The sequence below is a fragment of the Frateuria sp. genome (assembly GCF_035695185.1).
Lineage (GTDB): Bacteria > Pseudomonadota > Gammaproteobacteria > Xanthomonadales > Rhodanobacteraceae > Frateuria_A.
On record NZ_DASSES010000141.1, the window covers coordinates 20236 to 31119 of the forward strand.

Below are 10884 nucleotides of genomic sequence, written 5' to 3' on the forward strand. Positions count from 1 at the left end.
ATCGCTACGCTGGAGCGCCCCGCACAGGGACGTCCCCATCCGCATGCGCCGCCTCCGACGCCTGATCGCCTTGCTCCTGCTGCTGCCGCTGGCGGCGCAGGCGGGCGTGCGGCTCGTGGTCAAGGGCCTGGACGACCCGCTGAAGTCCGCCGTGCAGGCGGGCCTGACGCTGTCGCAATACGCCAAGCGGCCGGTCAGCGAGGCGCAGATCCGCCGGCTCTACGCGGACGCGCCCGACGAGGCGCGCGAGGCGCTGGAACCCTACGGTTACTACGATGCGGCCGTGCAGGGCACGCTGGCCCGCACCGGCGCAGGCGACTGGCAGGTCACGCTGACGGTCAGCCCCGGCGAACCGGTGCGCATCACCGAGGTCCACGTGAAGCTGGACGAGGCGGCACTCGGGATTCCGGCGATCCGCGGCGCCGAGCGCGCGGTGCAGCGGCTCAAGGGCAAGGTGCTCGATCACGGCGCCTACGCCAAGGCACGCGACGACGTCAGCGGCGCGCTGACCGCCAACGGTTTCCTCGGTGCCAAACTCGTCACCCACCAGGTGCGGGTGACCCGCGCGGACCACGCCGCGGTGGTGGAACTGGCCTGGCAGGCCGGCCCGCGCTACCGCTTCGACCGGGTCGAGTTCAAGGACTCGCAGTTCGAGCCGGGCTTCCTGCAGCGCTACGTGCCGTTCGAGCGCGGCGACTATTTCGACCAGGCCGACCTGCTCCGCCTGCAGCAGGCGCTCACCGGCGCGGACTACTTCTCGGTGGTCAACGTGCGGCCGGACGTGGACGATGCCCGCCGTACCGTCGACGTCGAGGTCGAGCTGCAGCCGGCCAAGCGCAGCGTCTATACCGGCGGACCGTTCTTCGGCACCGACACCGGCTTCGGCATCCGCCTGGGGCTGGAGCGGCGCTGGGTCAACCGCCGCGGACACAAGTGGACGAACGAACTGGTGCTGGCCCAGCGGCTGAAGACCCTGTCCACGCTGTACATGATCCCGCTGCCCGGCAGCGCACAGCGCAGCCTGAACTTCGGCGCCAACTTCCGCGATGCCAACACGGTCACCTCGCAGTCGCGCACGCTGGAACTGGTCGGCAACGAGACCGAGCTGTGGCATGGCTGGACACGCACCGTCGGCGCGCATGCGCTGATCGGCACCTTCACCGTGGGCAAGCGCGGCAACGAGCCGGACAACGCGCCGGGCATCGAACACGGGCGCAGCAAGCTGGTGTTCGCCGAAGCCTCGCTGTCGAAGAAGCACGGCGACAACCCCACCTTCGTGCGCCACGGCTGGTCGCTGGACGTGTACGCGCGCAGCACCGCCGGCGCGCTGCTGTCGAGCACGCGTTTCAGCCAGCTGGCCGCCGATGCCAAGTGGATCGACGCCTTCACCCGGCGCGACCGGCTGATCCTGCGCGCCAGCGCGGGCATCACCTCGACCGGCGACTTCAGCGCGCTACCGCCGCAGCTGCGCTTCTTCGCCGGTGGCGACCGCTCCGTGCGCGGCTACGGCTATCAGGCGATCGGCCCGCGCAACGCCTTCGACCGCGTGATCGGCGGCCGCAACCTGCTGGTGGCGAGCACCGAGGTGGAGCATTACTTCACGCGCCACTGGGGCATGGCCGCCTTCGTGGATGCCGGCAACGCGTTCAACGGCACCGACTACCGGCCGCGCATCGGCGCGGGCCTGGGCGTGCGCTGGCTGTCCCCGGTCGGAATGATCCGGGTGGACGTGGGCACCCCGATCCGCGACGACCACGCGCACGGGATCCAGTTGCACGTGGTGATAGGGCCGGACCTGTGATGATGGCGCACTTCCACGCTCCCTGCGCGGCGCGCGGCACGAGAATGCGCGCATGAAGTGGCTCAAACGCCTCGGCATCGCCCTGCTCGCCCTGCTCCTGCTGCTGGCGCTGGGCCTGTGGTGGCTGCTCGGCACCGGCGCAGGCCTGCGCTTCGCGCTCGCCCGCGCCAGCGGCTTCACCGATGGCGCGCTCCGCGTGCAGCACGCCCACGGCACCCTCGCCGGCCCGCTGCAGGTCGAGGGCCTGCGCTACACCGACGGCAACGGCCTGACCGTGCACATCGCCAGCGCGAAGCTGGACGTCCGGCTCTGGTCGCTGCTCACCAGACACCTGCATGTCGACAACCTGGACGTGCGCGGCGTGGATGTCTCGCTGCCGCCGCCCACGCCGGGCGGACCGCAGGGCGGGCCGTTCTCGCTCGAGCCGCCAGTGGCGATCACGGTCGACCATGCGCACGTCGCCGACGCGGTGATCCACCGGATCCACCAAACCCTGTTCAGCGCCGACAGCCTCGACCTCGCCGGGCACTGGAACGCCCAGGGCATCGCCATCCGCACCCTGCGACTGCGCTCGCCGCAGGGTCACGCGGACGTCGCCGGCACCCTCGCCATCGGCAACACCTACCGGGGCAACGGCCAGGCAAGCTTCGCCTGGATGCTGGGCGGGACCACCTATGCCGGCCAGTTGAAGGCGAGCAGCGACGGCAACCGCGCGCGGCTCGACCTCGCGCTCGGCCGACCGATGGCCGCGCACCTGCAACTGGCGCTGGACCAGGGCGGCGCCTGGCCCTGGACGGCCTCGCTCGAGGCGCCCCGCTTCGATCCCGCACCGGTGCTGGGCAAGGGCAGGCTGCAAAGCCTCGCGCTTGCCCTTCGCGGCAACGGCGACCGCCACGGCGGCACGCTGACCGGCAGTGTCGATCTCGACCAGTGGCGCCTCCGTCTCGCGCCCCTGCGCGCGCAGCTGAGCGACGATCGCTCGCGGCTCACACTGCAGGCCCTCACCCTCACCTCGCCGCAGATCAAGGGGCTGCTCCAGGCGCACGGACAGATCCAGCTGGATGCGACGCCCCCCAGCGGCACGCTGCAACTGGCCTGGCAGGGCCTGGAACTGCCGGCGGCACTGGCTGGCCAGCCGCTGGCCAGCCATGGCCGACTGGACCTGCGCGGCAGCACCGCGCGCTTCCATGCGCAGGGCGACGTGGCGGTCGGCCCGCCGGGCAAGCTCGCGCAGCTGACGGTGAACCTCGACGGCACGCCGCGGCAGCTGGCGCTGCACACGCTGGACATCCGACAGCCGCAAGGCGGCCTGCAGGCACGGGGCACGCTCACCCTGCAGCCGGCGTTCGGCTGGGAACTGGCGGCCGAGGCGAACGACTTCGATCCCGGCCAGCTCTTTGCCGGATGGAGCGGCAAGCTCGATGCGCGGCTCACCTCGCACGGCACGCTGCCCTCGGGCCGTCCCGATGCCACGCTCGAGCTGGCCCGTCTGGACGGCCACCTGCGCCACCGTCCCGTGCGCGGGCACGGCAGTCTGCACCTGTCCCCGAACCAGGTGCTGGACGGCACGCTCGCACTCGCCTCCGGCGGCAGCAAAGTGTCGATCGAGGGCCAGCCCGGCGCACGCAATGACGTGCAGGTGCAGCTGACCGTCGCCACGCTGGCCGACTGGCTGCCCGATGCCGGCGGCCGGCTGGACGCGCATGCGCACGTCACCGGCCTGCCGCCCGCGCTCGGCGTCGACGCGACGGTGCGCGGCAGCGCCCTCGCCTACGGCAGCCAGCGGGTCGGCCGGCTGGACCTGAAGGCGCACGTGCCCGATATCGGCAAACCGGGCGGCAACGTGGACCTCGATGCCCGCGATGCGTGGCTCGGTGGCCTCGCGTTCCACGCGCTGGCGTTGCACGCCGCGGGTACCGAGACGGACCACCGGCTCACGCTGGACGCGAACGGCCGCCAGCTTTCCGCCCAACTCGCCCTGCGTGGCAGCCTCCGGCAGCGCCACTGGAAGGGCACCCTAGAGCGGCTGGACCTGGCGCCGCAGGGCCTGCCGCGCTGGCGGCTGCAGGGGCCGGCCACGCTGGACTACGAGGCCGGTGCGCTGGCGCTGTCGTCGCTGTGCCTCACCGCCGGCGATCCGCTGCTGTGCGTCGAGGGCAAACAGGACAAGGCCGGCAACCTCGCCGCCAGCTACCGGCTGCGGGCGCTGCCGCTCGCGCTGCTCCTCAATGCCGCCGGCTATGCGGACCTGCCGATGCGCGCCGATGGCCAGTTGCATGGCGAGGGCACGCTCAAGCGCAGCGCCGACGGGGCGCTGGGTGGTCGCGCCACCCTTGCCTCGGACCAGGGCTCGATCACCTACACGCAGCAGGCGCAACGGCCCTTGCTCGCCTGGCGGGGCCTGACCGTCGACGCGGACCTCGCACCCGGCCACCAGCAGATCGAGGCGCATGCCGCGCTCAACCGGAATGGCCGCCTGGACGGTCGCCTGGCCATCGACGGCGACGCGCAGGCGCTCGGTGGCCAGTTGACCGTGACGCTGGACAGCCTGGCCCCGATCGAGCTGCTCACCAGCGAGGTAGCCAACGTGCAGGGCCGTCTCGATGGCCGCTTCGGCTTCGCCGGCACGCTGGCGCAGCCGGCGGTGACCGGCCAGGCCAACGTGGACGGGTTCGCCGCCGAGGTCCCGGCGCTCGGCCTGAAGCTCGTCGACGGCGCACTGGTGCTGCGCGCGCCGGACGCGCAACACGTCGAACTGGACGGCCACGTGCGCTCGGGCAAGGGGGTCCTGGCGATCGGCGGCAGCTATGGCTTCAACGCGCAGGCGTCGAGTGCGATCACCCTCGCCGGCCAGGACGTCACGGTGGCCGACATCCCCGCCGCCCGGGTGGTGCTCAGCCCCGATCTGCGCGTGCAGCGCGACGCCCAGGGCCTGCACGTCACCGGCGCCGTCGCGCTGGACAGCGCCAACGTGAACCTCGATCGCCTGCCCGGCGGCGGCGCGACCAAGGCCTCACCCGACGTGGTGGTGGTCGACGAGCGCGAACAGGAGAAGGCCGCCGCGCAACTGCCGATCAGCGCGCGGGTGAAGGTCGACCTCGGCCACCACACGCATCTGGCCGGCAAGGGCCTGGACGGCAACCTCACCGGCACGCTCACGGTGCTCGAGGAACCCGGCCAGGCTACCCGTGGCCAGGGGCAGATCGCGGTCAGCGGCACCTACAAGGCCTATGGCCAGGACCTGCACATCCAGTCCGGCAAACTGCTCTTCGCCGGCACCCCGATCGACAACCCCGGGCTGGACATCCGCGCGGTACGCAGCCTCAATCCCAACGCCACCGTCGACGAGGGCCAGGAGGTCGGCCTGCTAATCAGCGGCACGGCGCAGCGGCCGGTCCTCACCGTGTTTTCCAACCCGCCGATGGAACAATCCGACGCGCTCGCCTACCTGATCACCGGCAAGCCGCTCTCCCAGGTCAGCAGCGGCGAAGGCAACATGGTCGGCGCCGCTGCCCAGGCGCTCGGCTCGGCCGCCGGCGACCTGCTCGCCAAGAGCATCGGCAGCAAGCTGGGGGTCGACGAGATCGGCGTCTCGGGCAACGAGGCGCTGGGCGGCGAGTCGGCCTTCACCGTCGGCAAGTACCTCTCGCCACGGCTGTACCTGAGCTACGGCGTGGGCCTGTTCGAACCCGGCCAGGTGATCACCCTGCGCTACCGCCTCGGCCAGCGCTGGAATCTCGAAGTGCAGAACGCCACCGACTTCAGCCGCGCGAGCCTCAACTACCGCCTGGAGCGCTGAGCCCCGACGCAGGACCCCGCAGGCGCGCCGCGAGCGGCAGGCGACCCGCTCGCGCACGAGTGCGCTCCCCCGGGTCCTGCGCTGCCGCATGCCCGCTCCCCACCCCGGCCCTCTTCACCGGAAACGAGTCCCGGCGAGGACGTCCGCCACGTGCGAAGAGACACGCGCACCCACCACGCGCCCACCCGCCTGGTCGCGCCTGTAGTTCTTTCCCCTGCCCGCGCAAATTTTCAGCATGCGCTCTGCGCTGAGCAGCGAAACCCGCGTGGCGACGGGATTTTTCCGCTGGCATCGCTGTTGCAATCCCTTGGGTGCCCGGCACGGACCGGGTGTTCAACCACGGAGATGACCATGACTCGGCAACAGTCCTCCACCCATGACCAGGGCACCAAGAAATCCGCCAGCGCTTCCCCCTCACGCGCGAGCGTCCGTGGCAGCACCACGGTGCGCGAAGCCGGCCAGAAGGGCGGCCAGCGTGTGCGCGAACTGGTCAACGAAGGCCGCCAGGCCGAGCAGCGTGGACGGCACTGACGACCCGACCGGTCACCACGATCCACCACTGGAGCCGACAGATGAGCCAGAAACAGCAAAACGATCGCGGCCAGCAGCACTCGAAGCAGGCCCATGGCAGCGGCAAGGGCGACATGACCGTGCGCGAGGCCGGTCAGATGGGTGGCCACAAGGGCGGCCAGCGCGAACGCGAGCTGGTCGAGAAAGGCCATGAGGCCGAGGACCGTGGCGGCCGCCGTCACTGATCCGCGCACGTAGCGACTCACCACATCCCCCCAACGAGAGGAGACAACCATGAAGAACCAGGGCAACGACAAGGGCGACATGACCGTTCGAGAGGCCGGCCAGAAGGGCGGCGAGATCCGCAAGGAACAGCTGGGGCCGGAGGGTTACTCGGCCATCGGCAAGAAGGGCGGCGAAGCCCGCAAGGAAGAGCTGGGCCCCGAGGGCTACTCGGAGCTCGGCACCAAGGGCGGACATCGCGTCCGCGACCTGATCAACAAGGGCAAGCAGAGCGAGGGCGAGTAAGCAGGCAGGCGACCCGCACGCGCCCGCGAGGCAGTTCTTTCCACGGGCAGGCGCAAATTACACGCCTGCCGCCCGCCTCCGGACCGTCAAGTGGCACGGCATGGCGCTTTGCGCACTGGCATACGGGTTGCAACACATGCCTTGCCCGCCTGGCGGGCTCCCCTGACAACCTGGAGACAGAACCATGGCGAACAACGACCGCAACAACCAGACCCCTTCGAACGCCAGCGGCAGCGGCGACATGAGCGTCCGCGAAGCCGGCCAGAAGGGCGGCGAGATCCGCAAGGAGCAGCTGGGTCCGGAGGGCTACTCGGAGCTCGGCCACCAGGGCGTCGAGGCCCTGCGCGAGCAGCGTGGCCCGAATGCGATGAGCGAGATCGGCCGCGAAGGCGGCGAGACCCGCAAGGAGCAGCTCGGGCCGGAAGGCTATTCCGAGCTGGGTACCAAGGGCGGACACCGCGTGCGTGACCTGATCAACAAGGGCAAGGAATCCGAAGGCAACGAGTAACCACCCGGAGGCAACCATGACACGAGGCGTAGGAGGCCATTCGCCGGCCAACGTGCAGAAGTACCTGAGCGGCGTGGACTACCCCGCCGAGAAGCAGGACCTCATCGAATGCGCCCGCCGCAACAGCGCGCCGGACGACGTGATGCAGGAGATCCGCAAGCTTCCCGACCAGCAGTACGGCGGTCCGCAGGAAGTGATGAAGGGCTACGGCGACATCGAGTAGCCCCCACCCAACCGACAGGAGAGAACCATGAGCAAACAGAGCCATGACAAGGGCGACATGACCGTCCGCGAGGCCGGCCACAAGGGCGGCGAAGCCCGCAAGGACGAGCTGGGACACGAGGGCTACCAGGAACTCGGCAAGAAAGGCGGCCAGCGCGTGAGCGAACTGGTCGACGAAGGCAAGCAGTCCGAGCGCAAGAACCACTGAGCCCGCGCGGGCCTCTTTCCATTCACTGCTAGACGAGGTGCAACCATGGCAAGCAACAAGAACACCGGTGACATGAGCGTTCGCGAAGCCGGCCAGAAGGGCGGCGAGATCCGCAAGGAACAGCTCGGTCCCGAGGGCTACTCGGAGATGGGCAAGAAAGGCGGCGAAACCCGCAAGGAACAGCTCGGCCCCGAAGGCTATTCGGCGCTCGGCAAGAAGGGCGGCGAAGCGCGCAAGGAAGAACTGGGCCCCGAGGGCTACTCCGAGTTGGGCACCAAGGGCGGCCATCGCGTCCGCGACCTGGTGAACAAGGGCAAGGAGTCCGAGGGCGAGTAAGCCCACGCAGCCGGCCGGCGGCGTTCGCGCCGCCGGGCCGCGCCACGGCGATGCGGCGGGTGTGCGCACACTCGCCCGCCTTGCCGACCCTGCATCGACCGCCAGTGGACTCCCCGGAAACGGCGCGAGCCCGATGGCGGTCGATGCGTTTGTGTTCGAGCCCCCGGGACTTTCCCCCGCCCCTCCCCCCTCCCGGAGCGCGGGGATGCGGGCCTTCAGGCCACGCCGAGCCCCTCGATCCCGCTGATCGCCGGCCCGTCGAAACCGGCCAGCCCGGCGAAGTGCCGCCCGCGCTCGGCGTAATCGTGGAACTGGTCGAAGCTGGGCGCGCCGGGCGACAGCAGCACCACCCCGCCGGCCGGGGTCACCTCCCTCGCCCGTTCGACCGCCTCGGCCAGCGTCGCCACCAGCGCGAGCTCGCCCACCGCCTGCGCCTCGCGCAGCGCCGCCGCGATGCGCGGGCCGTTGGCGCCCTGCGCCACGATCGCCAGCCCCGCCTGGTCGCTCACCGCATCGACGAATTCGGACCAGTCCAGCCCGCGATCGTGCCCGCCCACGATCACCGTCACCTGGCGCCCTTCCAGGCTGGCGAGCGCCGCCAGCGTGGCCTGCGGCGTGGTGCTGATCGAATCGTTGATCCACTGGCGCCCGCCGCGCTCGCCCAACGGCTGCAAGCGGTGCGGCAATGCACGGAAGCGCGCCAGCGACGGCGCCGCCGCGCGGGCGTCGTGGCCCATCGCCTCCAGCGCGGCCAGTGCGGCGCAGGCGTTGAGCGCATTGTGTCCGCCCGGCACCGGCAGGTCGGCCGTGGCGAAGACACGCTCGCCGGCGCGCCGGATGTAGCCCTCGTGCACGTGCCAGCCTGCGGACACGCCGAACAGCACGCGCCGGGGGTGCGCGGACGTGCGCTCGAGCAGCCCCTCCTGCAGGCCGTTGACCAACAGCGTGCGGGCGACCTGCGCGAGCCTGAGCTTGTCGGCGACGTAGCGCTCGCGCGAGCCGTGCCAGTCCAGGTGTTCCTCGTACAGGCTGGTGATCACGCCCACCGGCAGCGGGCCCGCCTCGCCGGTCTGGAAGCTGGACAGCTCCACCGCCCACAGCCCGGCCTGCGCATCGAGCAGTTCCAGCAGCGGCAGGCCGATGTTGCCCGCCAGGGCCGTGCGCACGCCCAGGGACCTCGCCAGGTGGGCGATCAGCGCCGTGGTGGTGCTCTTGCCCTTGGTCCCCGTCACCGCCAGCACCGGCGCGTCCGGCTGCTCGGCGAACCACAGCGCGGTACCCGACGTGAAGCGCGTGCCGCTCGCCTGCGCAGCGAGCAGCGCCGGCTTGTACGCGGAGACTCCGGGCGACTTCACCACCACGTCGAAACCGCCCAGGGCAACCGCGTCGGGCTCCACGCCGTATACCGCCAGCGCCGGGTCCAGCGCCTGCGCTGCGGCCACTTCGGCAGGACTGCAGAACAGCGTCAGCCGCAGTGACGGCAGGCGCGCACGCAGGGCCGCGATCGCCGCCCTGCCCTCGCGGCCGAAACCCCAGATGGCCACGCGCTGGCCGGCCAGGTCGGCAATGCGCATCAGCCGATCGCCTCCAGCGCAGGCTGCAGGCGGGGCGGCACGCGGTGCTCGTCGGCGGGCACCAGCCAGGGCTCCAGCGCCAGCGACGAAGGCTCGAGCTGCGGCAGGATCTCGCGGATGAAGCGCGCGACCAGCGCATCCTCCTGCCATTCGGGACGCTGGCTCAGCGCATGCATCGCGGCACGCGCCTCGGCGCCCTCGCCCACGCACTCGAACGGCTTGTGGTCCTGGTACTCCAGCAACGCATCGAAGCCGGCCGCCTGGCTCTCGTCATCGAGCAGGTTGCGCCCGAAGATCGACAGCAGCCGCGGCTTGGGGCAAAACGGCGCCAGCGCCAGGAACACGAAATGGCACTTCGGGCACTGTCCGCACCAGCGGTCCGCAGGCTTGGGCCCGAGGATGCGGAAGTTGCGGTTGCAGCTGGAAAAGGCGTCGAAGTACGGCGTCAGGCGCGCGAAGGCGCGGGTGATCGCCAGCTCCGACCAGGGGCGCAGCAGCGAGCAGTAGTCCAGGTCGGCGGCGACGTGGGTGTGCAGCCAGTCCGACAGCATCGCCTCGAACGCGAAACCCTTGCTCCACTGGTGGTTCACCTGCTGGCCCTCGTACTCCAGCGTGGCGGCCGAGGCCGAGCGTTCGTTGGCGAAGGCGATCGAGTCGTAGCCGTAGAGGATCGCCGCCAGCGCGAGGATGGCCGAGTTCACCGCGGTCACCGGGATGTGCCCGTTCCAGGCACCCAGCCGGTTGAGCTCGAACAGCACCGGCGACAGCTCGCGCTGGATGTTCAGCGTGGGCAGCCCGGTCCGTTCGGCGCAGGCGGCGATCAGCGGGGAATTGCCGACCCACACCGCGGTGGCCTCGCCGCCGATGGACTTGATCGCCTCGACCGCGACCAGCGAGTCCTTGCCGCCGCCGATGGGGACGAGCGTGCGCTCGGGGAGATTCAGGGCGGGAGCTTCCGGCACGCGCGGCCCCTCGCCCCGGCCCCGCGGGAAGGCGATGCGCCCACGCAGGTCCAGCCCGTTACGGTAGGCGAACTCGGCCAGGCCGTGCAGATACAGCGCGTCGGCCAGATCGGCCGTCGCACCGTCCAGGGGTTCGCACTCGATCTTGGGTGGCACGCCGGCCTTGTAGTAGCTCACGCCGGCGACCAGGTGCAGCAACTTGAGCGCCGCATGGAACGCAGGCTGGCGTTCGGCCGGTACGGTCGGCGCGTCCGGGAAACGGACGCGCTCGACCATCTTCTCGCCCTGGTCGAAGGCATAGACCAGCTCGGCCACGCCATCGGCGTAGGTGGCGCGCACGAAGCGGAAGGTCTGGGTCAGGCGGGGGTTGATCGTCGTCACTCGTCACTCCGATGGAACGTGCCGCTGCTCTGCCCCCTCTCCCCTCCGGGGAGAG

Annotated in this window: 11 protein-coding genes; 9 read left to right on the forward strand and 2 right to left on the reverse strand. The window is 70.9% G+C overall.

Features of this window, described 5'->3' with window-relative positions; all coding sequences use genetic code 11:
• Window positions 1-43 precede the first annotated feature (43 nt).
• The 9 genes from VFH59_RS11485 (at window position 44) to VFH59_RS11525 (ending at window position 7912) form a co-directional block, all read left to right on the forward strand.
• Window positions 44-1801 carry an autotransporter assembly complex family protein gene (locus VFH59_RS11485; protein ID WP_325165033.1) on the forward strand — a complete coding sequence of 586 codons (1758 nt, stop codon included), beginning with the start codon at window positions 44-46 and terminating at the stop codon, window positions 1799-1801.
• A gap of 52 nt (window positions 1802-1853) precedes the next feature.
• Complete coding sequence (locus tag VFH59_RS11490; RefSeq protein ID WP_325165034.1) at window positions 1854-5600, forward strand: translocation/assembly module TamB domain-containing protein; 3747 nt, start codon at window positions 1854-1856, stop codon at window positions 5598-5600.
• A gap of 351 nt (window positions 5601-5951) precedes the next feature.
• Window positions 5952-6131, forward strand: coding sequence for a hypothetical protein (locus tag VFH59_RS11495; RefSeq protein WP_325165035.1), 180 nt, complete (start codon window positions 5952-5954; stop codon window positions 6129-6131).
• A gap of 41 nt (window positions 6132-6172) precedes the next feature.
• Window positions 6173-6355 carry a hypothetical protein gene (locus tag VFH59_RS11500; protein WP_325165036.1) on the forward strand — a complete coding sequence of 61 codons (183 nt, stop codon included), beginning with the start codon at window positions 6173-6175 and terminating at the stop codon, window positions 6353-6355.
• 49 nt (window positions 6356-6404) lie between these two features.
• A complete protein-coding gene (locus tag VFH59_RS11505; RefSeq protein ID WP_325165037.1) occupies window positions 6405-6638 on the forward strand; it encodes a KGG domain-containing protein in 234 nt (77 codons plus the stop codon).
• Window positions 6639-6822: 184 nt separating this feature from the next.
• Window positions 6823-7146: a hypothetical protein gene (locus tag VFH59_RS11510; protein ID WP_325165038.1), complete on the forward strand. Its 324-nt coding sequence runs from the start codon at window positions 6823-6825 to the stop codon at window positions 7144-7146.
• Between the two features lie 16 nt (window positions 7147-7162).
• Window positions 7163-7369 (forward strand): DUF2795 domain-containing protein, encoded by a 207-nt coding sequence (locus tag VFH59_RS11515; protein WP_325165039.1) that lies wholly within the window; start codon window positions 7163-7165, stop codon window positions 7367-7369.
• Window positions 7370-7396: 27 nt separating this feature from the next.
• Window positions 7397-7576 (forward strand): hypothetical protein, encoded by a 180-nt coding sequence (locus tag VFH59_RS11520; RefSeq protein ID WP_325165040.1) that lies wholly within the window; start codon window positions 7397-7399, stop codon window positions 7574-7576.
• A gap of 45 nt (window positions 7577-7621) precedes the next feature.
• A complete protein-coding gene (locus tag VFH59_RS11525) occupies window positions 7622-7912 on the forward strand; it encodes a KGG domain-containing protein (protein ID WP_325165041.1) in 291 nt (96 codons plus the stop codon).
• Between the two features lie 215 nt (window positions 7913-8127).
• On the opposite strand, the gene murD is transcribed toward VFH59_RS11525, so the two are convergent.
• Together murD and murL are read right to left on the reverse strand one after the other, a co-directional pair.
• Window positions 8128-9486, reverse strand: coding sequence for a UDP-N-acetylmuramoyl-L-alanine--D-glutamate ligase (gene murD, locus VFH59_RS11530; RefSeq protein ID WP_325165042.1), 1359 nt, complete (start codon window positions 9484-9486; stop codon window positions 8128-8130).
• Window positions 9486-10820, reverse strand: a complete 1335-nt coding sequence (gene murL, locus VFH59_RS11535; RefSeq protein WP_325165044.1) for a UDP-N-acetyl-alpha-D-muramoyl-L-alanyl-L-glutamate epimerase — start codon at window positions 10818-10820, stop codon at window positions 9486-9488. The genes murD and murL overlap by 1 nt, the downstream gene beginning before the upstream one ends.
• Window positions 10821-10884: the final 64 nt, after the last annotated feature.